Source organism: Acinetobacter sp. YH12043, assembly GCF_013419915.1.
In the GTDB taxonomy this organism is placed as follows: domain Bacteria; phylum Pseudomonadota; class Gammaproteobacteria; order Pseudomonadales; family Moraxellaceae; genus Acinetobacter.
In genome coordinates this window covers 1-26,264 of record NZ_VOZD01000005.1, presented here as the reverse complement: position 1 = coordinate 26,264, position 26,264 = coordinate 1, and the positions used below count along the sequence as shown (strand labels likewise).

The 26,264-nt window shown below is 42.4% G+C and carries 26 protein-coding genes; 12 read left to right on the top strand and 14 right to left on the bottom strand.

Annotated features, from left to right (window positions below; all coding sequences use genetic code 11):
• Positions 1-13 precede the first annotated feature (13 nt).
• Entirely contained in the window at positions 14-511 is a 498-nt protein-coding gene (locus tag FTU01_RS03750) for an Lrp/AsnC ligand binding domain-containing protein (protein WP_004786082.1), read from the bottom strand.
• 118 nt (positions 512-629) lie between these two features.
• Between FTU01_RS03750 and putA the strand changes: the two genes are divergently transcribed.
• The 4 genes from putA to FTU01_RS03730 all read left to right on the top strand — a co-directional run bounded on the left by putA (position 630) and on the right by FTU01_RS03730 (position 7,060).
• Entirely contained in the window at positions 630-4,385 is a 3,756-nt protein-coding gene (putA, locus tag FTU01_RS03745) for a trifunctional transcriptional regulator/proline dehydrogenase/L-glutamate gamma-semialdehyde dehydrogenase (RefSeq protein WP_180138188.1), read from the top strand.
• A gap of 179 nt (positions 4,386-4,564) precedes the next feature.
• Entirely contained in the window at positions 4,565-5,647 is a 1,083-nt protein-coding gene (trmA, locus tag FTU01_RS03740) for a tRNA (uridine(54)-C5)-methyltransferase TrmA (RefSeq protein ID WP_180138186.1), read from the top strand.
• Between the two features lie 242 nt (positions 5,648-5,889).
• On the top strand, positions 5,890-6,114 hold the full coding sequence (locus tag FTU01_RS03735) for a hypothetical protein (protein WP_004786091.1): 225 nt from the start codon (positions 5,890-5,892) through the stop codon (positions 6,112-6,114).
• Between the two features lie 382 nt (positions 6,115-6,496).
• Positions 6,497-7,060 (top strand): lecithin retinol acyltransferase family protein, encoded by a 564-nt coding sequence (locus FTU01_RS03730; RefSeq protein WP_125278319.1) that lies wholly within the window; start codon positions 6,497-6,499, stop codon positions 7,058-7,060.
• A gap of 117 nt (positions 7,061-7,177) precedes the next feature.
• Here FTU01_RS03730 and FTU01_RS03725 read toward each other — a convergent pair whose 3' ends face one another.
• Positions 7,178-8,089 (bottom strand): bestrophin family protein, encoded by a 912-nt coding sequence (locus FTU01_RS03725; protein WP_166136623.1) that lies wholly within the window; start codon positions 8,087-8,089, stop codon positions 7,178-7,180.
• A 66-nt stretch (positions 8,090-8,155) separates the two neighbouring features.
• A complete protein-coding gene (locus FTU01_RS03720; protein WP_180138184.1) occupies positions 8,156-9,883 on the bottom strand; it encodes a glutamine--tRNA ligase/YqeY domain fusion protein in 1,728 nt (575 codons plus the stop codon).
• A 430-nt stretch (positions 9,884-10,313) separates the two neighbouring features.
• On the opposite strand from FTU01_RS03720, the gene FTU01_RS03715 reads away from it, so the two are divergent.
• Together FTU01_RS03715 and FTU01_RS03710 are read left to right on the top strand one after the other, a co-directional pair.
• Positions 10,314-10,823 carry a peptidylprolyl isomerase gene (locus FTU01_RS03715; RefSeq protein WP_004786097.1) on the top strand — a complete coding sequence of 170 codons (510 nt, stop codon included), beginning with the start codon at positions 10,314-10,316 and terminating at the stop codon, positions 10,821-10,823.
• 154 nt (positions 10,824-10,977) lie between these two features.
• A complete protein-coding gene (locus tag FTU01_RS03710) occupies positions 10,978-11,703 on the top strand; it encodes a UDP-2,3-diacylglucosamine diphosphatase (RefSeq protein ID WP_180138182.1) in 726 nt (241 codons plus the stop codon).
• A 37-nt stretch (positions 11,704-11,740) separates the two neighbouring features.
• On the opposite strand, the gene FTU01_RS03705 is transcribed toward FTU01_RS03710, so the two are convergent.
• The gene (locus tag FTU01_RS03705) at positions 11,741-11,959 is read right to left on the bottom strand and encodes a hypothetical protein (protein ID WP_004786100.1); all 219 of its coding nucleotides are present in this window, start codon (positions 11,957-11,959) and stop codon (positions 11,741-11,743) included.
• A 652-nt stretch (positions 11,960-12,611) separates the two neighbouring features.
• Positions 12,612-13,406: a 4-hydroxy-2-oxoheptanedioate aldolase gene (hpaI, locus tag FTU01_RS03700; protein WP_180138180.1), complete on the bottom strand. Its 795-nt coding sequence runs from the start codon at positions 13,404-13,406 to the stop codon at positions 12,612-12,614.
• A gap of 245 nt (positions 13,407-13,651) precedes the next feature.
• Between hpaI and nfsB the strand changes: the two genes are divergently transcribed.
• Together nfsB and FTU01_RS03690 are read left to right on the top strand one after the other, a co-directional pair.
• On the top strand, positions 13,652-14,305 hold the full coding sequence (gene nfsB / locus FTU01_RS03695; RefSeq protein ID WP_180138178.1) for an oxygen-insensitive NAD(P)H nitroreductase: 654 nt from the start codon (positions 13,652-13,654) through the stop codon (positions 14,303-14,305).
• A gap of 107 nt (positions 14,306-14,412) precedes the next feature.
• Positions 14,413-14,640: a hypothetical protein gene (locus FTU01_RS03690; protein ID WP_004786112.1), complete on the top strand. Its 228-nt coding sequence runs from the start codon at positions 14,413-14,415 to the stop codon at positions 14,638-14,640.
• Here FTU01_RS03690 and FTU01_RS03685 read toward each other — a convergent pair.
• The 4 genes from FTU01_RS03685 to FTU01_RS03670 all read right to left on the bottom strand — a co-directional run bounded on the left by FTU01_RS03685 (position 14,603) and on the right by FTU01_RS03670 (position 18,316).
• Positions 14,603-15,457: a DMT family transporter gene (locus tag FTU01_RS03685; RefSeq protein WP_034702593.1), complete on the bottom strand. Its 855-nt coding sequence runs from the start codon at positions 15,455-15,457 to the stop codon at positions 14,603-14,605. The two genes, FTU01_RS03690 and FTU01_RS03685, sit on opposite strands and share 38 nt — an antisense overlap.
• An 85-nt stretch (positions 15,458-15,542) precedes the next feature.
• Positions 15,543-16,580 (bottom strand): class II fructose-bisphosphate aldolase, encoded by a 1,038-nt coding sequence (gene fba / locus FTU01_RS03680; RefSeq protein WP_104426189.1) that lies wholly within the window; start codon positions 16,578-16,580, stop codon positions 15,543-15,545.
• A gap of 120 nt (positions 16,581-16,700) precedes the next feature.
• Positions 16,701-16,979, bottom strand: a complete 279-nt coding sequence (locus FTU01_RS03675) for a hypothetical protein (protein ID WP_180003184.1) — start codon at positions 16,977-16,979, stop codon at positions 16,701-16,703.
• A 149-nt stretch (positions 16,980-17,128) separates the two neighbouring features.
• On the bottom strand, positions 17,129-18,316 hold the full coding sequence (locus FTU01_RS03670; RefSeq protein WP_034702596.1) for a phosphoglycerate kinase: 1,188 nt from the start codon (positions 18,314-18,316) through the stop codon (positions 17,129-17,131).
• 141 nt (positions 18,317-18,457) lie between these two features.
• Between FTU01_RS03670 and FTU01_RS03665 the strand changes: the two genes are divergently transcribed.
• From FTU01_RS03665 to FTU01_RS03655, 3 genes are read left to right on the top strand one after another with little or no spacing between them, the layout of a single operon-like run.
• The gene (locus FTU01_RS03665; protein ID WP_180138176.1) at positions 18,458-18,841 is read left to right on the top strand and encodes a DUF2237 family protein; all 384 of its coding nucleotides are present in this window, start codon (positions 18,458-18,460) and stop codon (positions 18,839-18,841) included.
• Positions 18,841-19,434 (top strand): nucleoside triphosphate pyrophosphatase, encoded by a 594-nt coding sequence (locus FTU01_RS03660; RefSeq protein WP_034702599.1) that lies wholly within the window; start codon positions 18,841-18,843, stop codon positions 19,432-19,434. The genes FTU01_RS03665 and FTU01_RS03660 overlap by 1 nt, the downstream gene beginning before the upstream one ends.
• Positions 19,435-19,458: 24 nt before the next feature.
• Positions 19,459-20,628, top strand: a complete 1,170-nt coding sequence (locus tag FTU01_RS03655; RefSeq protein ID WP_034170326.1) for a cupin domain-containing protein — start codon at positions 19,459-19,461, stop codon at positions 20,626-20,628.
• A gap of 85 nt (positions 20,629-20,713) precedes the next feature.
• On the opposite strand, the gene FTU01_RS03650 is transcribed toward FTU01_RS03655, so the two are convergent.
• The 5 genes from FTU01_RS03650 to FTU01_RS03630 all read right to left on the bottom strand — a co-directional run bounded on the left by FTU01_RS03650 (position 20,714) and on the right by FTU01_RS03630 (position 25,628).
• Positions 20,714-22,612, bottom strand: a complete 1,899-nt coding sequence (locus FTU01_RS03650; RefSeq protein ID WP_373686362.1) for an ATP-binding protein — start codon at positions 22,610-22,612, stop codon at positions 20,714-20,716.
• A gap of 23 nt (positions 22,613-22,635) precedes the next feature.
• On the bottom strand, positions 22,636-23,319 hold the full coding sequence (locus FTU01_RS03645) for a response regulator transcription factor (protein ID WP_034702603.1): 684 nt from the start codon (positions 23,317-23,319) through the stop codon (positions 22,636-22,638).
• Between the two features lie 222 nt (positions 23,320-23,541).
• A complete protein-coding gene (locus tag FTU01_RS03640; protein WP_180138174.1) occupies positions 23,542-24,339 on the bottom strand; it encodes a glutathione S-transferase N-terminal domain-containing protein in 798 nt (265 codons plus the stop codon).
• Positions 24,340-24,440: 101 nt separating this feature from the next.
• The gene (gene rraA / locus FTU01_RS03635) at positions 24,441-24,950 is read right to left on the bottom strand and encodes a ribonuclease E activity regulator RraA (RefSeq protein ID WP_125278329.1); all 510 of its coding nucleotides are present in this window, start codon (positions 24,948-24,950) and stop codon (positions 24,441-24,443) included.
• A gap of 12 nt (positions 24,951-24,962) precedes the next feature.
• Positions 24,963-25,628, bottom strand: a complete 666-nt coding sequence (locus tag FTU01_RS03630; protein ID WP_034702612.1) for an NAD-dependent epimerase/dehydratase family protein — start codon at positions 25,626-25,628, stop codon at positions 24,963-24,965.
• A gap of 213 nt (positions 25,629-25,841) precedes the next feature.
• Between FTU01_RS03630 and rpsT the strand changes: the two genes are divergently transcribed.
• Positions 25,842-26,111, top strand: coding sequence for a 30S ribosomal protein S20 (rpsT, locus tag FTU01_RS03625; protein WP_004786139.1), 270 nt, complete (start codon positions 25,842-25,844; stop codon positions 26,109-26,111).
• The last annotated feature ends 153 nt before the right edge of the window (positions 26,112-26,264 follow it).

Sequence of the window (26,264 nt, the reverse complement as noted above, 5' to 3'; positions counted from 1 at the left end):
GTTTTGTCTGAATTTATACCTTGGCTTTAGCCGGCATTTTCAGCTTGATCTGCTGGGTTTCCTTGATCACTTCCATGACCGGATAACTACGGGTTTCCTTTACCCCCGGTAATTGCCACAAAATATCACCAGAGATTTTGCGGAATTCATCCATATTGGCACAGCGGATTTTCACTACAAAATCAAAGCCACCACTAATCATATGACATTCCACGATATCGGGAATATGCTGTACCGCCTCGGAAAATTCTTCCAACACATTCGGTGTGGTTTTATCCAGCAGAATTTCGACAAAGACTACAAAACCGTTATTCAGCATAATTGGATTAAGTCGCGCTTCATAACCGAGAATAAATCCCTCCTTAGTCAGTTTTTGTACACGCGCCAGTACCGCAGTTGGTGAAAGATTCACCATCTCTGCCAGTTTAATATTGGAAATTTTCGATTCAGACTGCAGCAAATCAAGGATGCGAATATCTATTCGGTCAAGGCTTAAATAAGGGCTATTCATTAGAATTATTCTCTAAAAATGATACAAACTATAGTGAGATATTCGTCAATTATTTTGGGATTATAGATTAAAACTCATTCAACTCAAAGAACCGATTGACGCAGTACAGGAAGTCACTATGTCCACCACAATACGCCCGAATTCGCACTCGAATGCAGTGAAGCAATCGAATTACATTGCTGAATTTAAGGATAAAAACCAATACGAACAGCGCATCAATACCGCATGGCGACGCGCCGAATCCGAATGCGTGGAAACGTTGCTGGAACATAGTGAAATTTCTTCAGAACTGACAGATAAAATTCAGCGCCTGGCGTTTGATCTGGCACATTCCCTACGCGAGCGTAAAGGCTCTGGTGGTAAAGCCGGTATCGTACAAGGATTGCTTCAGGAATTTTCGCTCTCTTCTCAGGAAGGGATTGCCTTGATGTGTCTGGCAGAAGCCTTACTGCGTATTCCAGATACAGCAACCCGTGACCTGCTGATCCGCGACAAGATCAATCAGGGCAACTGGAAAGAACATCTCGGCCAAAGCCAACTGATGTTCGTGAATGCTGCAGCCTGGGGTTTGATGCTGACCGGCAAACTGATGGAAACACCACAGCAGAAAAGCTTGTCGAGTTTATTAACCGGTCTTTTAGCACGTAGTGGCCGTGGCATCATCCGTAAAGCGGTGGACGTCGCAATGCGCATGATGGGTGAGCAGTTTGTCACTGGCGAAACTATTGATGAAGCCCTGAAAAATGCAGAACGACTAGAAGATAAAGGTTTCCAATATTCTTATGACATGCTTGGTGAAGCAGCGCTGACCGATCCAGATGCGGAGCGTTATTATCAGGACTATCAAGACGCCATTCATGCCATCGGCAAGGCATCAACAGATAAGGATGTTTATAACGGTCCCGGTATTTCCATCAAACTGTCTGCACTGCATCCACGTTATCAGCGCTCGCAAATGGACCGCGTCAATGATGAACTGTATAGCAAAGTTCTAAATCTGGCAGTTCTGGCGAAAAACTATAATATCGGCCTGAATATTGATGCCGAAGAAACTGAGCGTCTGGAAATTTCCTTAGAGCTTTTAGAACGTCTTTGTTTTGAACCTGAACTCAATAACTGGAAAGGCATTGGTTTTGTGATTCAGGCCTACCAGAAACGCTGCTTCTATGTCGTGGATTACATCATTGATCTGGCTAAACGCAGCCAGAAACGCCTGATGATTCGTCTGGTGAAAGGTGCGTATTGGGATAGCGAGATCAAGAAAGCCCAGATCGAAGGTATGTCTGATTATCCGGTATTTACCCGTAAAGTGCATACTGACCTATCCTATATTGCCTGCGCACGTAAACTACTGGCAGAGCCGGACTATATTTACCCACAATTTGCGACACATAATGCGCAGACTGTTGCCACGATTTATCAGCTCGCTAATCCAGACCGCTATTATGCTGGTCAATATGAATTCCAATGTCTGCATGGCATGGGTGAACCGCTATATGAAAATGTGGTAGGTGATAAAGCGGCTGGAAAACTTGGTGTTCCATGCCGGATCTATGCGCCGGTCGGTAACCATGAAACCCTACTGGCCTATCTGGTTCGTCGCTTGCTAGAAAATGGCGCGAATACCTCTTTCGTCAATCGCATTGCTGACAAGAGTTTAAAAGTCGAAGACCTGATTGAGAATCCGCGTCAAACCATTTTAAAAGCAGCTCAACAAGAAAATGCCTTAGGTGCCAAACACCCGCAGATTCCTTATCCAAAAGATTTATACGGTGCTCTGCGTCCAAATTCGTCCGGTTTGGATCTGGCCAATGACGCAGACCTGCAAGCCTTAAATGAAGTTGCAACTGACTTGGCGAATAGCCAATTCCAGGCTGCGGCGATGGGTACTGCATTTTCAGAACTAAATACTAGCAACGCTATACAGGTTATCAATCCTGCCCAACATCAAGATGTGGTCGGCACCGTATATGAAGCCACCACTGAACAGACAGAAATTGCCCTGACTCAGGCCGTAAATGCACAAAGTTTTTGGAGTAATCTGCCGAAGGATGAACGTGCAGCCTGTCTCAATAAAGCCGCTGACCTGATGCAGGAGCGTCTGTTACCACTGATGGTTCTACTGTCTCGTGAAGCCGGTAAAACTTATGCAAATGCGATTGCGGAAGTCCGTGAAGCGATTGACTTCCTACGCTACTATGCTGGCCAGATGCTGGACCTGTCTAATGATGTACATATTCAGCCTTTAGGAACTGTACTCTGCATTAGTCCTTGGAACTTCCCGTTAGCGATCTTTACCGGACAGATTTCGGCGGCATTGGTTGCTGGTAATACAGTCATCGCCAAACCAGCTGAACAAACCCCGTTAATTGCCGCGCAAGCCGTGCAAATTCTCTGGGAAGCAGGTATTCCGCAGGATGTCCTTCAGCTATTGCCGGGTCGTGGTGAAACCATTGGTGCTCAGCTCAGCCAAGATTCCCGTATCCAAGGCATCATGTTTACCGGTTCCACTGAAGTAGCAAAAATTCTACAGAAGACCGTAGCAGAACGACTGAATCAGTTTGGCGAAAGCGTCACTTTAATTGCCGAAACTGGTGGTCAGAATGCCATGATCGTAGATTCATCAGCGCTCACCGAACAGGTTGTGCTAGATGTAGTTAACTCAGCTTTTGATAGTGCTGGTCAGCGCTGTTCTGCCCTGCGTGTGCTCTGCGTACAGGAAGATAATCTGGATACCGTACGTAAGATGCTACAAGGAGCCATGCAGCAGCTACGTGTCGGTAATCCGGTTCTACTCAAAACGGATATCGGACCGGTGATTGATGCCGAAGCCCAGCAGAATATCCAGAAACATATTGATCAGATGCGCAGTAAAGGTCATAAAGTTCATCAACTGATGTTTAATCAAGATGCTTCCGATTTGGCTCAAGGGACGTTTAGTCCACCAACCTTAATTGAGCTGCCAAACCTGAATGATCTGGAACGTGAAGTCTTTGGTCCAGTGCTGCATCTGATTAGCTATAAAGCCGGTGAACTGTCACAGTTATTGGATCAGATCAACAGCAAAGGTTATGGTCTAACCATGGGCCTACATACCCGGATCGATGAAACCATGCGGACCGTGATTTCCAAAGCACATGTCGGCAACCTGTATATCAACCGCAATATTGTCGGTGCTGTGGTGGGTGTACAACCCTTCGGTGGTGAAGGTCTGTCTGGAACTGGTCCTAAAGCCGGGGGTCCACTCTACATCTACCGTTTAATGCATCAGGTGTCTGAGAAGAAACTGGCTCAGCCTTATGCGATGCAGTCTGCTCAGGCACTACTTAAAAATCCGGTGTCGCAAGATTTTAAGGATTGGGTAAGCAAGACTTTTCCACGGGTTTCTTTGCAAGCTCCTGCTCAGATTGCAACGGGACATAGCTTTAGCCTGCAAGGTCCAACGGGTGAAGAAAACCAGTACATGATCTTGCCGCGTGAGAGTGTGCTCTCTCTAGCAGAAAATGATATGGATCAGATTCAGCAAATCTTGGCGATCTTATCGGTTGGTAGCCGCCCGGCCGTACTCGCAGACAATACTTTTATACTCAAGTATCTGCAAAGCATGCCCGCGAGTGTGGTGAAAGCTATTAAAGTTATCAAAGATATTGAATCAGCTGATTTTGAGGCTGTACTGCATCATGGCGAGACCACTGCATTGATGGATTTGCAGCAACGTATTACAAGACGACAAGGAGCTATTGTAGGTATCACGCATTTAAGCTCTGGAAATTATGAGATTCCAGTGGAGCGTTTCGTGATTGAACATGCAATCAGTATCAATACCGCAGCTGCAGGTGGTAATGCTAGTCTCATGACCATGTCAGGCCTATAAACAGCTTTAGTACTTAAATTATTTTAATCCCTTTCCTCTTATGGTCAAATCTCTCCCCTTTGAAGATTTGGCCTTTTTTTAACAGCTTTTCCAGCCTGTTTCCCTGAATAGCCTTAGGCAGAACAGCAAATTTTTGCTACCATCTTGGCTTTCAAAATATTTGCGATTTTTTACTGCATATGACCTCATCTTATCAGCAACAACTGGATGTCAAAGTTGGACGCATTAGCGCGCAATTTGCCGAATATCAACCACCTGCCCTTGAAGTATTTGAGTCGCCTGAACAGTACTATCGCATGCGTGCTGAATTCCGGATCTGGCATACTGAAGATGACCTGTTCTATGCCATGTTTGAACGTGATCAGAACAATAACAAGAAAGTGATCCGTATTGATGAATTCCCTGTGGCTGACCGCAGTATTAATGACTTAATGCCGCAATTGCTAGAAGCCTTCAAAGCCGATGCAACTCTAGGCCACCGCCTATTTGAAGTCCACTTTCTAGCAACACTAAAAGGTGAAGTACTGGCTTCCCTGATCTATCACCGTAAACTGGATGAAAGCTGGGAACCTGCAGCTAAAGCACTGGCTGAAAAATTGAAGATCAAGCTGATTGGTCGTAGCCGTGGCCAGAAATTTGTCTTGAGCGATGAGTTTGTCGTAGAAGAACTCACTGTATTTGACCGTAAATATCAGTACAAACAGATCGAAAGCAGCTTCACCCAGCCGAATGCGCAAGTCTGCCAGAAAATGCTGGAATGGGCATGTAATGCCGCGCAGCAATCTGACAAAGATCTGTTAGAGCTGTATTGTGGCAATGGTAACTTTACCCTGCCATTGTCTACCCGTTTCCGTCGTGCATTGGCAACTGAATTGGCCAAGTCATCTGTGTATGCGGCTGAATGGAATATCGAGCAGAACGGTATCGACAATATTCAGGTAGCACGTCTATCTGCTGAAGAATTTACGCAAGCTTTTAATGGTGAACGTACTTTCCGCCGTCTGCAAGAAGCCAATATTGATCTGTCAACTTATGACTTTGATACGGTATTTGTTGATCCCCCACGTGCAGGGATTGATAATGAAACACTGAAACTGCTACAGCGCTTTGAACGAATCATCTACATTTCTTGCAATCCGGACACATTACACGACAATCTGAAACAATTGTCCCAAACCCATAAAATTACCAAGTTTGCCCTGTTCGACCAGTTCCCTTATACCCACCATGTAGAGTCTGGAGTACTGCTGGAAAAACGCTAAAAATATTGTTTCAATTTATTTTTTTGTTACATAAATGGAGCTTTTGTTAGCTCCATTTTTTATATATAAAATTAGTAACTTATGCATGAATTATCTTGTTTCAATCAAATAATATCGTTCAAAATGTCTTCTGCAATCGAAAATTTGAAATACTGACTGCTGCTTTTATCACATAGGTCCTATTGCTTTATTTATTAAATTGGATATATTTCACCCTATGTTAGGTTGTGTATGAAGGCTCTATGAGTTTCTGGCAGAAGTTGTTTTCAGATGAACAACAAAATGAACACAAGAACCAGATTGCTTGTGTTGAAAATGATTGCTCTTGCAAGACAAATGAACAGCTCCTTGAAGCACTGTCTAAAGCAACTGATGAAGATATCATTATCGGAATCAAAAAAGTTCTAGCTTCTCGCGGTTATAGCCGTAAAGAACTCAATGAACTTCAGCACCTGCCGCTGCAATAAGCAGCTTAGGTCTTGATAAAAAGCATTTGCATACGCAAATGCTTTTTTTATATCTATCATTTGGATTTTTGCCTACCCTTCTTTGCTTTTAATCAGGTGGAACCTACTCCTTCTATCTAAACCTAAGTGTCTATATCTTTATTTCTTTTCAAATATGCAGATAAATGACTTTTCATATTTGCTTAGGCTATTTAGACATTATAGTTTAAGATCTGCCTCAATCAGTTCACATACAGCATTTATAAAGTTCGAAAAATTTAAAGATGACTGTCTAGACAACGAATTCTGGATAGAATTGAACCCTAAAACATCGATTAATTCACAAAAAAACAGTACACTTGCTGTTTAAAATACACTTGTTATTAAATGGCTTAATCTTTACATGCAGCGAACTAAACGGTTTCCCATAGGTGCGCATCTTATGGTTAAACATTTCGGTTATACTCATCACGGGATTTATGCCGGGCGTGGTCGTGTCATCCACTATTCTGGTTTTGCACATTTATTTAAAAAGCATCCAATTGAAATCACCTCAATTGAGAAATTCAGCAACGGCAAACCGATTCAGATCCAGTATTATGCCTCAGCAAAATACAAAGGCCGTAAAGTGGTTCGTCGTATGCGTTCCAGAATGCATGAAAATAACTATCACCTGATTATCAATAATTGTGAACATCTCTGTACCTGGGCAATCACTGGTGTAGAAAGCAGCCCACAAGTCATTCAGATGATGAATCGCCTGACGACGATCGGTTATATCAGCTCCATGATGAGCTTTATGAATAGCCTTTTCCTGACCTTGACGACCACCTGTTTCGCTCTAGCTCTCTATATCAAGAAAAAGCTACGTGACAAGGCCAAACAACGTTTAGAGCAATATCGTGAGCTACATGAGCAGGTTAAAAACAATAGCCCAGATCTTGGCAATCATTTAAAACATCGCTAGGGTCATAGTTTCTTGCTTTTAAAATTTTTAAGCCAGCCACTCAAAAATAATTTAAAAATAAGATGATTTTCATTTAATTTATTTAATGATTAGCTTTTCAATAAAATCAGTTTAAACCTAAGTTAAATAAGCTTTTTTAGCTTTAATCGCTTCAGGTAATTCTTGTCCTAAAGAACTCAGGGTTTCACGTTCGATCAATCTTACAATAGAGTCTAAAGGCAGATCATTATCCTGAAATCCAAAAGGCTCTTCCAGTTCCGCACTCAGTTCATCTAACCCTAACAGCATATAGGCAATCAGGCCGACTAGAATCGGAGTCCATAAACCAAGACTGGCTTCCAGACTAAATGGCAGGATAAAACAGAAAGAATAAACAGCACGATGCAACAGCACCGAATAGGAAAATGGTAACGGCGTCGACAGGATCCGGTCACAACCCGCCTGTATATCGCCTAAAGCCACTGTATGCTGATTCAGATTGTTATAAATAATGTCTGTAATCTTGCCTTGTTTATAGAGCAGAACCAAATCTTTCTGGATTTGTTCCAGTACCCATTGTGATGCATTGATATGCGTGGGCAATTGATCAAATGCAGCAACTTCAAAATTAGTGTGGGCCTGGTAATGCTGAATACTTTGCTGCTTCTGTCTCAAACGGTCACGTAATAAATGAGTAAACAGCATCATTCGATACAACAGGATTTCACGTGACTGATCATCAAGGACATAGCTATCACGGCATAAATGACGTGTCGTAGCAATCAGCGCTCCCCACAGCTTGCGCCCTTCCCACCAACGGTCATAACAGGCGGTGTTACGAAAGCTGAGAAAAATCGACAGAATCACCCCGAAGATGGTAAAGCCTATGGCCGGCACTGCAGGAAAGCTAAAAAAATGCGCCTGACGCAGATAGACCAGCAAGCCTGAAAGAAAAATTACCAGCCCCAAGGCAGGCAGAACTTTAGGCAAAATTGTGCCATGCCATGCAAACAGCAGACTAAAGCTATTACTTTTATCACGAACAATCATTCATTCTTTCCTGCCACGATTGAAAAAGCCCAACCGGAGTTGGGCTTTTTAGGGATTTAGCTTAAATTATTTGCCAGGTTTAAAGCTGTCTTTCAAATCCAGAATACGGTTGAACACTGGTTTGTCGCTTGAATGATCATATTGATCCGCTACGAAATAGCCTTCACGTTCAAACTGGAAACGATCTTCCGGTTTTGCCTCAGCCAGCGCAGGCTCAATAACTGCTTGAACCACTTTCAATGATTCAGGGTTCAGATTCGCCAGGAAGTCATCACCAGTTTCTGGATCAGATTCAGTGAACAGACGATCGTAAATGCGAACTTCGGCAGGAATACCTTTGGTTGCAGATACCCAGTGAACTACACCTTTTACTTTACGGCCTTCAGGATTTTTACCTAAAGTTTCAGGATCGATTGAGCATTTCAATTCAACCACTTCACCGTTCGCATCTTTAATCACTTCATCACATTTGATGACATAAGCATGACGAAGACGCACTTCACCACCCGGGATTAGGCGTTTGAAGCCTTTAGGTGGCTCTTCTTCAAAGTCTTTATGGTCGATATAGATTTCTGAAGTGAGCGGAATAATACGTTCACCCATATCTACGTTTGGATGACGTGAATGAGTCAGATCCATATCCGCTGGCAAATTGGTTAAAGTCACTTTCAGTGGATTCAATACTGCCATACCGCGAGCTGCAGTATTTTCTAAAGATTGACGGATGCAATATTCAAGCATTGCTACATCAACGATACTGCCATCGACTTTAGATACTCCTACACGCTTACAGAAATCACGCAGACCTTCAGGCGTGAAACCACGACGGCGCATACCGACAACAGTCGGCATACGTGGATCATCCCACCCGTTAACATAACCGCCTTCAACCAGCTTGCGCAGCTTACGTTTAGAAGTGATGGTGTAATCAACATTCAGACGGCTAGATTCGTATTGACGTGGAACTGATGGCGATTTAACTTTTTCCACCACCCAGTCGTAGAATGGACGGTGATCCTGGAATTCCAGTGTACAAAGTGAATGCGTAATGCCTTCAATCGCATCTGATAATGGATGCGCATAGTCGTACATTGGATAAATTTTCCATTTATCGCCAGTTTGGTGATGCGCAGAATGCAGAATACGATACAGGATCGGATCACGCATATGCACATTTGGCGAGTTCATATCTATCTTGGCACGCAATACCGCTTCGCCTTCAGCATATTCACCAGTGCGCATTTTTTCGAAACGCTCGAGGTTTTCTTCCACAGTCGCATCGCGTTGTGGCGAGTTTTTACCTGGCTCTACAAAGTTACCGCGGTTCAGCTTGATCTCTTCCGGAGTTTGCAGATCCACATAGGCATCGCCCTGTTCAATCAGTTGAATTGCCCATGCATATAACTGGTCAAAATAACTTGATGCATAGCGTGGTTCACCATTCCACTGGAAACCTAGCCATTTTACATCATTGGCAATACCATCCACATATTCCTGCTCTTCTGCATCGGGGTTGGTATCATCAAAACGCAGGTTGCACAGGCCACCAAATTCTTCAGCAATACCGAAGTTCAAGCAGATCGCTTTTACATGACCAATATGCAAATAACCATTTGGTTCAGGCGGGAAACGGGTGACCACTTGCTGGGTACGGCCAGCTGCTAGATCGTCAGTAATCACCTGACGTACAAAGTCTAAGCCTGGTTGTTGTTCCTGCTGCTGCGCTGAATCGACTGCATTCTTATTTTGGGTCGGGTTGTCGGGCAGAGACGTCGCAACATCATTTGGCTTCATGATTAATCATTCACTTCTAAAGTTAAAAAGGGATTAATGAATATGCAGTAGCTCACGCGGTCTAACTGTATTCACTAAATAAAGGTTCTTTAGTTTAACTATAGGTGAATGATCTCTCAACCGTTAACTTAGGTATTTGATTTCAATTCGTTCATTTTCAAATTGGAAAATACAATAGCTTACCAAATCGTAAAATATCCGCTTTTGACTGAGCCAGCAGATCAGTGCATGCTCTTAGGGTCAGACAAGCTTTATGAAGACGCATGATCTCGAAGAAATGACTTTGTAAATCAATGCATAAATAAGATACGATTTTTATGTTTTTAACAAAGAAAATTATGTTTTTGCTTGCCTTGTCGATTGTAGTTTGCTTATGCTTCCTTCATTCAGAAAAAACCATGGCATTAGTCCATGATTAGGAGATTACACAATGAGTTTTCCTCAAGTCGAATTAAACACCAATAAAGGTCGTATTGTTCTTGAATTAAACGCTGAAAAAGCACCTAAAACAGTAGCTAACTTCTTGCAATATGTACGTGACGGTTTTTATGACGGCGTAATTTTCCACCGCGTTATTGATGGTTTCATGATCCAGGGCGGCGGCATGGATGAAAACTTCAAAGAAAAAGCAACACGTGATGCGATTGAGAACGAAGCTGACAACGGTTTAAGCAACGATGTAGGTACCATTGCAATGGCACGTACTCAAGCTCCTCACTCTGCTTCTGCTCAGTTCTTCATTAACGTGAAAAACAACTCTTTCCTTAACCACACTGGCAAAACTGCACAAGGTTGGGGTTATGCCGTATTTGGTAAAGTAGTTGAAGGCATGGATGTTGTTGATGCAATCAAAGGCGTTCGCACTGGTAACCGTGGCTACCACGCTGACGTTCCTCTAGAGAACGTTGTGATCGAATCTGCAAAAATCATTTCTGAGTAATTTTAAATCCTCCCTAACCCTCCTTTAATAAAGGAGGGAACCACCATTTTTAAAGATGGTTTTTCTCCTCCCTGAGTAAGTTTTAAAGCACTGCTTTTAAAACGAAACGCAAGAAAGGGAGGTCGGGAGGGATTAAAAAATAAGGAAAAGATTTGTGACCTATCTGTTTATCTCAGATTTACATTTGTCACCTGATCACCCTCGACTCGTTCGGGGGTTTTTAGATTTATTGGCAGCTTATCAGCATAAAAATACCCAACTGTATATTTTGGGCGACTGGTTCAATGCCTGGATTGGAGATGACTACACTGCTCCCTGGCTGGATGAAATCGTCAGTGCTTTAAAACAGTTTAACCAGGCCGGCAATCAGATCTATTTTCTCATCGGTAACCGTGACTTTGCCTTAGGCCAAGATTTTCTGGATCAATTTTCCGGACAGCTTTTACCTGAAGTTACCAGTTTATATATAGGCTCTACCCGATACCGGATCGAACATGGCGATGCACTCTGTACCGATGATGTGTCCTATCAACGTTTCAGAAAAATCATCCGTCATCCCTGGATGTTAGGTTTTTTAAGAAAAATGCCTCTTAGCTTTCGAGCCAGACTCGCCAACGGTTTCCGCAAGAAAAGCCATGAAGCACAGCAATTGAAAAGCTATGAGGTTATGGATGTAAACCCATCTGCGGTAGAAGCAGCACTCAAAGAAACAGATGTGCTGATTCATGGACATACTCACCGCGCTGCAATCCATGATGTAAATGGTAAAAAAAGAATTGTTTTAGGAGATTGGAAAGCTGATTATGCTGAGATTTTAGAGCTGGGCAGCTCGGATATTGATATTCATAACATTCAGCTAAAAATCTGGTATTACCCATAAAAAAAGCAACTGCGAGCAGTTGCTTTTTATATTTTATTTAACTTAAACGGTATAACTGGTTAAAACCAGTATAGAAACTTTTACCATCCAGATTAAATGGATATTGTTCACCATTTTCAAGTTCAATCATCTTGCCCACATTGACCATAATCATACCATTGATGGTATTTTGCTGACGTTGCATTGGTACAACTTTGACTTGAATTTCACAACCATTAATGGCGGTCGCGATAGACCATGTATTTAAATTTTTCAAAATATTCACTCATAATATGAGCTTTTTGTGATTAAACAAGGAGAGCTATAGACTAAAAATAAATCTTATTTCTGGGTTTGCTAGAGTTTTTTTAACAGGAAAACCTGTCTTTCGTGTATCACAATCAGCTAAAAATAAACCAGCGAAAACAGTATTCGCTTTAAAGTAATTATCTTATAACTCTTTTTTGACCAAATAGCAAAATTACATTGTAATGACATATGTCAAGAGTAGTATTTTTCAGATGCTTTTTCGCCTATCTGAATGTCCAGTAAAGAAGTATTTCAACATATAAAACAAACCGATCAACATCATGATACTAAAGCCAGAGATCAAATCACCTGAATCAAGAAAGTTTAAAACTGCCAGATATCCACTAAGCAATGTATAAGTCAGCATTAAAAACGAATAAGATACGTTGCCCTAAATGATAACGTTGTTGTTTTTTTGCTCATGGATCTGTTTTTGCTGCTCAAAAAATATATCAATTTCTTCTGGTTTCATTTTACAATCCCACCCATCTTATTTTTTAAACTACTATAACTAAAGTAAATAAAAAAGCTCTGACAAATCAGAGCTTTTATAAAATATCTTCTATGTAAGTAATCAATATTGAGAAACCACAATTTACGACTCTCTGATATTTTTATAATCAATAACCGCCTTCTGACTTGATGACTTCAGCATCAGGTTTATATTTCGCCAAAAGTTCACGAAGCGAATTCATCAGAACACTGGTATCAACCCCTACTGCAACGAACTCAGTTCCAAGCGCCAGATATTTCTGGGTAGCTTCATGCTGCGTCGATAAAATCCCAGCAGCCTTACCTGATGCACGAATCCGCTGAATAGCGTCTACTACTGCTTTTTGTACTTCAGGATGGTTCGGATTCCCCTGATAACCCATAGTCGCTGAAAGATCTACCGCCCCAATAAATACACCATCAATCCCCTCAATCTTGAGGATTTCATCCAGATTTTCCAGACCTGTCACCGATTCAATCTGAATTAACAAACAGATATTTTCATGAGCAGTCTGATAATAATTCGGGATACTGTTCCAGCGTGTCGCACGTGCCAGCGCAGCACCCACACCACGAATTCCTTCTGGGGGATAACGGACTGCTTTGACCATTAATTCGGCCTGCTCCACAGTTTCTACCATAGGAATCAATAAGGTCTGTGCGCCAATATCCAGTAACTGCTTGATCAGTTGTACACTGCCGATTGGTGGGCGTACTACAGCTTGAGATGGATAAGCAGCGATACTCTGTAATTGAGAGAGCGTTGTTCTTAAATCGCTTGGGGCATGCTCACCATCAATAAAGAGCCAGTCATAGCCCGCATTTGCCGCAATTTCTGTTCCATACGCGTCAGCCAGTCCGACCCACAAGCCAATTTGCTGCTGCGTCTTTAATTTACGTTTAAAGTAATTGGTATATTGCATCGGCCCACCTATCTTGCATGCTATTGCCTGAAGTTCTTATTAAACTCCTGTTACCAGAAACTGCCAATATACAAAAGCTTGCTTTTTATCTGATTTAACTCTTAGTTTTTCATAAAATTTCACTCAAGATTATATAAATATAGACTTTGCCGATGATGTTTTTATTGTAATAATCTTTTGATCAGAAAAATCTAGATGCCTAAAGCATATTTCTAAACGCCTTATCAAAAGATTGGAGTCCATCAATGGATTTACTCAAGATCGCTCAAACCCGTTATACCACTAAAGCTTATGACCCTAACAAGAAGGTTCCAGCAGAACAATTTGAACGTTTATTAGAAATCTTACGCCTGACGCCATCTTCGATTAACATTCAGCCTTGGCATTTTTTTATTGCCGACCATGATGCCGCTAAACAGGGTATTGCCAAAGCACTAGTTGGAACTTATGCCTACAATGCTCCCAAAGTGCTGGACTCTTCACATACCATTTTATTTTGTACCAAAGCCGATATTGACGAGTTACATCTGGACAATCTGTTAAATCGTGATGATCTGAGTGGTCGTTTTAAAGATGAGAGCGCCAAAGAAGGTCAAAAGAATACCCGTACCGGTTATGTACATTATTATCGTAATGAAAAAGGTGATATTCAGCGCTGGGCAGAAAACCAGACCTTTATCGCGCTGGGACAAATTCTATTAGCTGCAGGAAGTGAAGGGATTGATGCCACTCCGATCGGTGGTTTTGATGAAGACATTCTCAGTGAGGAATTACAGTTAGCTGAACAGGGCCTGATTCCATCAGTACTGCTTACTTTAGGTTATCGCAGTGAAAATGATTTCAATGCCAAATTACCGAAATCCCGTCTGCAAGCTGAAGATATTTTCACCAAACTGTAAGCATTTTATGGTATAAAAGGGGTCTAGTGCCCCTTTTCTTGTCAATTCGGGCCTAATTTTTGCTTTATTCTCCAAACATCCAACTAGAATAACAATTAGAGGTACCCATGTCTGTTTTACCATCCAGCTCTTTAAAATTCGAATGCAAACACTGCGATAAGATCTATTTACATCACTATGCTAATGCCCAGCATCGTTATCCGCATTGTCCAGACTGCAAACAGGCAGGCTTATTGCTTGGACGGGCTGAAAAAGAAGACCTGTTACGTTATCCGCTTGAATTTGCATCTTCCTATGTTAAACAGACATTGCATATGCTAGGCAAACAACACTAATCACACCTAGAATCAACCCGATCACACTTGCAGGTTTGAGTCGTTCTTTAAAGATGAGCAATCCTGCAATCACACCAAAAATCACCACCAGAATATTCATGCCCGCAAATACAATCGCTGGCGTATCTTTGAGCATCATGTGTGCTTTGACGTAAAAAGCAATATTGGCAAAGTTCAACGCACCCAATAACAGACCGAAACCAATATCCTTGCCAGAACCCAGATGACGATATTGCAGCAGCAGATAGATCATCGACAGAATCATGGCGCAGATAAACATCAAGTTCAGTGCCACAGCAAATTGTAGACCAAGGCTGGTGGTATATTTCAACAAGACATCAATCAGTGCATAACCAAACCACACCAGACCCAGAAAAAACATTCCCTGCCTGGAGCTTTCTGATGCCTGACGGTGTGAGAATAGAATGCACAGTACAGAACTTATGCCTAAGACAATACCCAGCATCTTGAGCTGGTTAAATTGTTCCTGAAAAATGAAATAAGCAGCGGCCAGTGATAGTACAACCGATAATCGCTGGGCAATTTCAGTTTTTAAGATCCCTGCTGTTTGTAATGACTTGGCCAGAAACAGGAAGACACTCGGTAATAAAACGCCAAGCGCCAGAATCAGTAGCCATGGAGTCTGACTCATGGAAATATGCTGGATGTCTGGCTTGAACCAGAAAAAACACAATACGCTAGCTGTGACATAATTCCAGCTAATCATGTGGATGGGGCTCAAGCCTCTATTTTTAGCAATTTTTAAGAGTATCGAGACTGCAACACTACATAATGCTGCAATAAAAATCAGTTCCATATGCTGCTCTTATTCTTCATCTTTATTTATATATAAAAAAGCCCACATTCGCTGTGGGCTCTTCTTATAAATTCTTCACAAGGAATTATTTATAACGCTCAACCATTTTCTCTAAAGAGATTGGACGAATCTTGTCTGCATTACCTGCAGTACCAAATGCTTCGTAACGGTCGATACAGATTTGCTTCATTGCATCTACAGTTGCGCTGAAGAATTTACGTGGATCGAATTCGCTTGGTTTTTCAGCCATCATACGGCGCATTGCACCAGTAGAAGCTAAACGTAAGTCAGTATCGATGTTGATTTTACGAACACCGTGCTTGATCGCTTCAACCAGTTGCTCAACAGGAACACCATAAGTTTCTTTGATGTCGCCGCCATACTGGTTAATCACAGCCAGCCATTCTTGTGGCACAGAGCTAGAACCATGCATTACAAGGTGAGTATTTGGCAGTGCTTCATGAATTTCTTTAATGCGGTCAATTGCAAGAATATCGCCTGTAGGTGGACGAGTAAACTTGTATGCACCGTGAGAAGTACCCACTGCAATGGCTAATGCGTCAACATTGGTATCTGCAACGAATTGACGAGCTTCTTCAACTGAAGTTAGCAGTTGAGAATGGTCAAGTACGCCTTCAGCGCCTACACCATCTTCTTCGCCTGCCATACCTGTTTCAAGGCTACCCAGACAGCCGATCTCACCTTCTACTGAAACGCCACATGCGTGTGCCATTTGTACAGTACGGCGAGTCACATCAACATTGTATTCGTATGAAGTTGGTGTTTTACCGTCTTCACCGAGTGAGCCGTCCATCATGACTGAAGTAAAGCCTAACTGGATAGAACGTTGACATACGTCAGGGCTAGTACCATGATCCTGGTGCATTACCACTGGAATATGTGGCCATTCTTCAACTGCAGCCAAGATAAGGTGACGTAAGAATGGTGCACCTGCATATTTGCGAGCACCTGCAGATGCCTGCACGATTACAGGTGAATTCGTTGCATCTGCTGCGAGCATGATTGCGCGCATTTGTTCTAAGTTGTTTACGTTAAACGCTGGTACGCCGTAAGCATGTTCGCCGGCGTGATCCAAGAGCTGGCGCATCGAAATAAGAGCCATAATATCCTCCCAGGTAATGGGCCATATTCTACATGTTCAACTATTGCAATACAGCCAAAAAATACAATATTTTATAAAAAATCCCTGCAAAAGCAGGGATTTTTACTTGCATAGTCTGAGTTATGGTGTCATAGGCTCGGAAGCGCCTGATACAGATTGATCTACAGTCGCAGCATCTGCAGGTGCATTGGCAATTTCAGCTGGAACATCTGTATTTTTTTCATCCAGAACCGGTTTATCAATTGCATCAATTGCGGCCTGCTGTTCCGGACTAATGAACTCTTCATTTACAGCTGTTGTATTTTCTACGTCCTCGGCTGGTGTATTTTCCTGCTGGGTACAGGCAGTAAAAATAAAAGATGCTGCCAGCAATGCAGCTAAAGTGAGGTGCTGTTTCATCAAAAGATCTCATCTCCATACTCTATTGTCTGCATCTTATGACAGCTTTATTGCACTTTAATGAATCAGTGATGAACAGATCTGGAATAAATAAGCGATAAAAATAAAAAAGCTGGCATCAAGCCAGCTTTTTACATTAGGACATGCGATTAAGCACGTTCTAACAATACCGCAACTGCAGGAAGTGTTTTGCCTTCAACGAATTCAAGGAATGCACCGCCACCAGTCGAGATGTAGCCAATTTTGTCAGCAACTTCGTATTTGTCGATTGCAGCTAAAGTATCGCCACCACCAGCAATCGAGAAGCCTTCAGATTCAGCAATTGCTAAAGACAGTGCTTTAGTACCTTCACCGAACTGATCTACTTCGAATACGCCGACTGGACCATTCCAAAGGATGGTTTTAGACGTTTTCAGGATTTCAGCAAATGCTTTTGCAGTTTCTGGACCCACGTCAAGGATCATGTCATTGTCTGCAACATCTTCAACTTTCTTCACAGTCGCTTTCGCTGCAGCTAATGAACCCAGGAAGTCATCAAAGTTGATTTCAGATGCATCAGCAACCACAACATCAGTTGGAAGCGGAACTGAAACTTTTGCGGCAATCGCTTTCGCTGTATCGATCAGGTCATTTTCACACAGTGATTTACCTACATTGTAACCAGCAGCTGCAAGGAACGTATTTGCGATACCACCACCAACGATCAATTGATCACAGATATCAGACAATGAAGTCAAAACATCAAGCTTGGTAGAAACCTTAGAACCCGCAACGATCGCAACCATTGGTTTTTCAGGCGTTTTCAATGCACGACCCAATGCATCCAGTTCAGCTGCCAATAAAGGACCTGCTGCTGCTACTTTAGCTAAACGAGCGACACCTTCAGTTGATGCTTCTGCACGGTGTGCAGTACCAAATGCATCCATCACAAATACGTCGCAAAGTGCTGCATATTTTGCTGCAAGTTCAGGATTATTCTTCTTTTCACCTACGTTGAAGCGGCAGTTTTCCAGTAAAACCACTTGACCCGGCTGAACTTCAACACCGTCCAGATAGTCTGTGAAAAGTTTTACTTCCTGACCCAATGCTTCAGTCAGATAAGCTGCTACAGGCGCAAGAGACTGTTCAGCCTTCGGTTCACCTTCAACTGGACGACCAAGGTGTGAATACACCATGACAGCCGCGCCCTTTTCTACTGCAGCTTTAATTGTTGGTAATGCAGCACGTAGACGCGCATCGCTAGTGATTACACCATTTTTAACCGGTACATTTAAATCTTCACGGATCAGAACACGTTTACCCGTCAGGTCAAGGTCAGTCATACGCTGAAAGTTCATTGTAGAGCTCTCTTTATAGATATTAAAAACGAGGCGATTTTAAATGATTATGCAGAAAAAGGTTAGCATCTTTTGCAGAAAACATTATGAATGCCAAAGTTTTGTTATGATAGAAAAAAGCTTCTTCCAGATTCAGTACCTATGTTGATACATCCTGATCCTAATCTTAACCGTCTTAATGTTCTGGGCGAGCCTTTGGCAAGCTGTTGTTTTGATCCCATTACTGGGTATTTCCGTAATGGCTTTTGCCATACCGCACCTACCGATCTGGGACAGCACACTGTCTGTGCACAGATGACCTCTGAATTTCTGAATTTTTCCCAGAAAGTGGGCAATGACCTGATTACACCATTACCAGAACTGGGATTTCCTGGACTGCAACCTGGTGATTTCTGGTGTATCTGCGTTACACGCTGGGTAGAAGCTTATGAAGCTGGACAAGCGCCACCGATCAAGCTGCAAGCCTGTCACAAAGCTGTCCTTGCTTACGTTCCTCTCCATATTTTAGAAGAATACGCTGTCTAATGAATACCGCAAAAATCATCTTGGCTTCTTCAAGCCAGACCCGTAAAGAACTGATGAACCGTCTACGTCTTGATTACGTATCGGTCGTCCCGGACATAGATGAATCACCCCAAGGTGAAAATCATGCGGATGAATTAGCCAAACGCCTGGCTTTTGAAAAAGCTCGTCATATCGCTGAGCTACATCCTGATGCGATTGTAATTGGTTCTGATCAGGTAGCCTGGCGTGAAGGCGCACCAGATATCTTTATGGGTAAGCCTTTAACAATAGAAAAGGCCATTCGCCAGCTGCAGGCCAATTCGGACAAGATTGTGTATTTCAGTACAGCGCTCAGCGTTCAGCAGAAATCTACCGGTTTTGAACGTACGCTGGTAGAACATTACAAAGTCAAATTCCGCAAACTGTCTCAAGCGGAAATTGAGCGTTATGTAGAGATCGAACAGCCGCTGCATTGTGCCGGTAGTTTTAAATGTGAAAGCCTTGGGATTAGTCTGTTTGAAACCATGATCGGTCAGGATCAAACTACCCTGATGGGTATGCCAATGATTCAGCTATGTAATATTCTTCGTGAGCTAAAGATTTTAGTTCCTTAATCTCCTTTATTTTAGGCTTTATTTATGTCCCTACCTCTAGACGTTTTAGGCGGTATTACCGCTGAACAATTCCTTGCCGAATACTGGCAAAAAAAACCGCTGCTGGTACGTAATGCCATGCCTGAAATCGCAGGCCTGCTAGAGCCTGATGATGTGATGGAGCTAGCACTTGAAGAAAATGTCACTGCACGTCTGATCAAGCAGAAAGATCGTGATCCAAATCAGTGGTCGGTCAAGACATCTCCTTTATTGAAAGCTGACTTCCAGAAGATGCCTAAGCTTTGGACTTTACTGGTTCAGGCTGTGGATCACTATTCTTTCGACCTGTCTGAACTCTGGAAAAAGTTTGCCTTTATCCCTCAATGGCGTCGTGATGACATCATGGTGTCTTATGCACCTCAAGGCGGTTCAGTCGGTCAACATTTCGACTTTTATGATGTTTTTCTGGTTCAAGGCTATGGTCATCGCCGCTGGCAACTGGGGCAAATGTGTGATGCCGAGACCGAACTTGTACCGGGGCAGCCATTAAAATTATTGCCAGAAATGGATGTGCATTTTGATGAAGTTCTTGCACCCGGTGATTTGCTGTATATTCCACCCGGTCTGTCTCATTACGGCGTAGCAGAAGATGACTGTCTGACTTTCTCTTTTGGTTTCCGTATGCCAAATGTCAGTGACATGATGGACCGTGTAGGCGATAAATTTTCGGAAAATGAAGTCTTACGCAATCCATTGACTGACATCATTCGCGATCATATCAGTGCTGCGGGTGAAGTCACAGGCAATGAACTTGAATATCTGAAAGGCAAAATCATGGAGCAGTTGCATAACTCCAATGTGCTTGAAGATGCCATCATGAGCCTGATGTCAGAACCAAAATATGAAGAGAATATTCCGGAAGCTGAAGAAATTGGTACAGGTGATCTGGAAGAAGCACTTGATCAGGGCTATAGCCTGATGCTTGAACCCGCTTCACGCTTACTCTATACAGAAGAAGATGGTGAAACCTTATTCTGGGCCAATGGTGAGGGAATCTGTATTTCTGAAGCATTTACTTCAAAACTGAAGCAGATTGCTGATGGTGCGCGTGTCTTATTGGATGAAGATTTCGCTGACGAAGATATACTGGAGGATGTTGCTGAGCTATTGAATGATTCTGTACTGATGCTAGTGCCACCGGCTGAAGAAGAGTAAGTTTTTATATCTCGGTCATTTTAAGTCTATAAAAAAAGAGGATCATATGATCCTTCTTTTTTATGTATGTATAATTTTGAGATGATTAAGGCTGATAGAGTTCCATCACCACGTGTACGCAAGTATCGCCTTTCGCAGACTGAATATCCAGCATTCCACCCATGCGTTCAATACGCATTTTCATACTGCGCATACCAATGCTCATGCCATTTTTCTGCACCATCTCCGGATTAAAACCGATACCATTGTCCTGAATTTTTAAAGTCAGTTGATGTGGTTGTGTATATTCCATACTCACACTCACTTTTGTGGCCTGACTATGCTTGATAATATTGGTCAAGCTTTCTTCTACCACACGGATCAGGGTCAGACATTGTAAAGCCGTAGGTTCACGCTGCCAGACTTTAGGAAATGACCATTCTACGGCGATATCCATTTCTTCCAGCAATTGAGTAAATCGGTAACGTACTGGCGCAATCCAGATCACTGGCGTTTCAGGCACTTTATTGTCAATAGAAGAACCGCTATCGATGATTTGACGCAGGTCATCCCTAAGCAGCTTCAGCATAGATAAAAACTGTCGATTGGAAATGTTTTCGGTACTTTGATCCACCAGAATCATGGAACGCACAATCGAGCCACCTAGTCCATCATGCAGTTCATGTGACAGATTAATCCGTTCCTGCAAACGCACATTATCCAGTTCCAGCTTATGCTGATCACTCAGGCTTTTATTTAGATCTGCACTGACTTGCCGTACTTTGGATTCCAGCTGCGTATTAAATTTTTCGATTTTTTTAATATTACGATTCAGTCGTGTCCCCATAATTAGCACGACAAACAGGATAATAATCGGTGATGTATAAGGTGATAAAGGTGAGAATTCACTAACCGCCGTTTGACCCAGAATGATCAGATCTATAATGACACACAGCAAAATTCCCCACAGACAAAGCATCAGAAACAGATATTCGCCATTTCGAGTTTTAATTGCCCAGTAGCTAACATAGATGACACAACTAATATAAAGCAGCACATAGCAGACAAAAGCAACACTTAGCACTGCTTCTAAATGATCTAAAGAACTGGCTATGATGAATAGACTGAATAAAGCAGTCACCCCGATAAGTCCCCGCTCCAAACGCTGAAATTTCTGCTTCAAGAACCGAATTAGATACAGACAAAAACAGTGCATATAGAGGATAAAGAAAATCAGATTGGCTTTACCGGCCCATATACTGGAGGGAAAAGGAAAATTCTCTGTGGTTAATACATTGGAGATAAACAGAATCCACAATAATGAACTCAACACCAGCCAGCCAAAAGTGGTTTCTGAACGTCGGAATAGCCAGATAATCAGGCTAATGACTCCAATCGTACCGGATAGAATCATATTGATCTGAAAGAGCGTACGGCGATCCCAGATCTTTTTTGAGTAATGCTGGTCATTGGCCATGATGTTGTGAAATTCAATTCTGCCAAGCCCTGCACCCTGGAAACTATAGCCTCGTACATAAATCAGCAGTTCATTGTCTGTCTGCTTCAAGCCCGCAATGGGCAAAATCCAGTAACGTGGTACATTCCAGCTTTTAGACAAAGGCTCTTGCAGGTTTTGATCCGACCACAGCAGATCATCATTCAGGAAAACAGCTCCAGCAGAGTTCAGATAATCAATACCAAAAACAATGGGTTCAGCGAGACGTATATTGTCCTGACAAGACCAGCCCCAGCGAATTTTATACCAGGCACCCCCATTATATTTCGGCCAGTTATTTTTCCAGTTATCCGGTAATGTCACAGGTTGCCAGCCCGCATCCGGAATTTCGAGATGACTCGGGACTTGAACTTTTTGTTGCTGTTCAATATTCACCTGACAAAGCTCGTTAATCTGAAAATTATTCTGTGCCAGACTGATGCAAGAGAATAGGCTCAGCCAGCTCCCTATTATCAATAAAGCGATGAGCCTTAATCTTTGTCTAAACATCTTGCTAACGGATAGCATTCGCACTAAAGAATACCTAAATGCCGGGCGGTGCTGACTGCTTTGGTCCGCTTGCTGACAGAGAGTTTGCGGTAAATATGCTTGATATGACTTTCAACGGTATAACGTGACACACAGAGTTCATCAGCAATTTCACGATTGCTAAGCCCCTGTGCCACTAATGAAAGAATTTCTTTTTCCCGTTGTGTCAAGCTTTCCTGTTCAGGATCAAGTACGATCTGCTCCAAAGAGGAAGATGGCTCTGAACTGGAAATCTGCTTGAGAATTTCCCGCGCAATAAAAGGATCAATGGGAGCTCCGCCGCGCAAAATACTACGAATTGCGAGACTCACTTCTGTATCATCGCGTTCCTTGAGTACATAACCGGTTGCTCCCGCCTTAATTGCTTTTAACAAGCTATCCTGAGTGCTCCAGGCAGATACCACTAGTATTAAGGTTTGTGAACCGAGCTCATGTATTTTTTCAATAATGGAAATGCCATTTCCATCTGGCAGTCCAAGATCAATCAGTGCTAAACAGAACGGTTCTTGTTGCAGAAGATATTCGGCTTCCCTGACATTATTGGCGAACAGCAATACCTCATCACTATATCCCAGATCCTTCAAAATATTTTTTAAACGGCACTGAATGACATATTCGTCTTCAACAATTAATACAGGTACCGGTAGTACGGCGTCTTGTGCTGTCATAAGCACACCCCTTATCGTTATTCTTATTACCCCATTGAAATTAAAATATAAACAAAAAAAGAAGAAAAATCATGAGTTTTTTTAACTTTATTGTGAGTAGCTCTAAGTATGAATAATTTTGAAAGCAGAGTTCTTGTTCTTGGAAAATTTAAATTTATAAAACATAAAAATGCCATCTATTTTCAGATGGCAATTTTTTATCTTCCAAATATTAGGAGCAGTTTATTTTTTGCTTTTCTTCTCAGGACCATATTGCTGCTTCAAATACTCCACAATATCTTTGGACTCAAACATTTTTGTATTGGTATTTGGGTCAACGAGATAAGGAACCTGAATATTATCTCCCATTACTTTTAAGACCTGTTCACGCTTACCACCCGGTAAAGGTTCATATTTCCCCGGTTTTAAACGCAGTTTTGCCAGACCTTGATCCTGCCAACGTTCTTTTGCCACATTATGATAGATGTAAGGGATTTCCAGTTCAGACAATACGCCCCGGACAATACGGGTATAAGGACTGGCTTCAAAGCCCCACAGCTCAAGAAGCTGTTCAGGTGCAAGGGTATTCTTCGACAACGGTTTAGCCATGCCACCACGTAGCCCATTTACCATCGTACCTGCAATGGCAGCAACCGGTACTTTTGGATAATTTGAATACTTAGCTGGAGTCTTACCTGTCTTGCCATAATGCTTAAACAGATGATGAATAATATCCTGAGATTCATATAGCTTGTCTCCAGTATTTTCATCTACTAAAAATGGAAACTGAAGTTTGCCACCCTGCTGTTTCACTTCAGGACGAAAGCGTTTACCGCCTCGTGGGCACGGATACACTTCATAATCGAGATTCAGTAAAGTCATGACCTCACGGACACGACGACAGAATGGCGATCCTTCATATTCATAAAGCTTGAGAGGCTTTTCAGGCTGATTCGGAAATGGTGTTCCAGTGGTACCACGTCCACCTTCCAGAAATGCGGATGCCAATGCCTGTGCTACTTTAATCTGATGGCCTAACATATCGTCTGTCCTCTTTATTATTTTCAAACCGTGAAAGCAGCAATCTAAACTGCCTGACTTCCACGGTATAGCTTGTTTTTGTATATTTTCAATAACCGGAATTAGTCCACCAGTTGTTCTTTGGACAGGACAATGCCGTTGTTATCGGCATAAACGTATTCACCTGATTTAAAGGTCACGCCACCAAAATAAAGCGGCACATCAACTTCACCAATTCCCTTGCGGTTGCTCTTTTGAGGAATAGAAGCCAAAGCATGTACACCAAGATCAAGCTCAGCAATCGCATCGACATCACGGACACAGCCGTAAATAATCACACCATTCCAGTGGTTTTTCACCGCAGACTCAGCAATCAGGTCACCCATCAATGCACAACGCATCGAAGCACCACCATCTACAACCAGAACCTTGCCGGTACCATCTGTCGCCAATAACTCTTTTACTCGAGAGTTATCTTCAAAACATTTTACGGTCACAATCTGGCCGCCAAAGCTTTTACGTGCACCATAGCTTCTAAAGAATTTGCCATCCAGGCATGGGGTGACCACCTGCAAGTTTTTATCCGGATTGTCATCAAGCAGGTCACAAGTTACAAATGGTACGCTGGACACGATTTTTTACCCTCATTTCATTTTTTGTATGGCTAAATTATCATAAATTTCAAATTTCACAGTCTGATTCAGCGCTGCATATACCATAGTATGAGCCACCTGCTCTGCTGTCACTGGCTTGTATTTAAAAGAATCGGGGATGAAATGCGAAAACTTGTCAAACAGGTTCTGTGCCGCGTCTTCCAGTAAACGCTGATGATCTCGCTCACCAATCAACAAAGAGGGTCGGAACAAGCTGATACGCTCCAGAGACAAGGTCTGGATATAATCCTCTAATTCACCCTTTACCCGGTTATAGAACAGTCTGGATTTTGAATTGGCACCCATCGCACTAATCAACAGATAATGAGCATCCGTTTGCTGCACCAGTTCGGCAAAATGGGCGTTGATGGTGTAATCGGTATTATAAAAAGCTTCTTTGGAGCCGGCTTTCTTTAGCGTGGTACCCAGACAGCTAAAGGCATGAGTATGGCCACTGACATCCTGATCATTGAGCATTAAGAAATCCTCAACGACCACCTGCTTGACCTTGTGCCACTGTTCAAATTCTGGTTGATGTTTACGCACGATGACGCTAATACGCTTACAACTAGGTTCATTTACCAGCTGTTGTACCAAAGTCTTTCCGACCAAGCCTGTAGCGCCAATCACGATAGGATATGTAATGGTTTTAGTCATTTTTTGTACGATCTCCCTGCTTAGATACTAATCTAACGTTTTCTTTAGAATTTTTCTGCAACTAAAATGTTGTCAAAGCATGTCAAGACTTGACTTAAGCCCATAGTTTCCTCAAAATATGGCACTTGTTTACGGGCTGGTGATAGTTCTTCTGATGTGGTTTTCAGTTGAGTTTCAGCCCGCCCAGACCAATCTATTTCAAGGAGTGCACGAGTGGCAAACTCTGCTCAAGCAAAAAAACGTGCTCGTCAAAACGTTAAAGCACGCAAACACAACGCAAGCTTGCGTTCTATGGTTCGTACATATCTTAAACGTACAGTAGCTGCTATTGCTGCTGGCGACTATGCTGTTGCTACTGAAGCTTACAAAAAAGCTGTTCCAGTAATCGACCGTATGGCTGACAAAGGTATCATCCATAAAAATAAAGCAGCTCGTCATAAGAGCCGTTTGAACGCGCAAGTTAAAGCATTAGCTTCTAACTAATCGCAAATCAAAAGAAGCCCTTTTAGGTAATGCCAGTCAGTTAAGCAAATTTTAGTAAAATGTAGTAAAAATGAGTGTATGTAAATACGCTCATTTTTTTATGTCTTTATCTGAACATTTAGAATCCACTCTTGAACATTCTCTCCCATCACT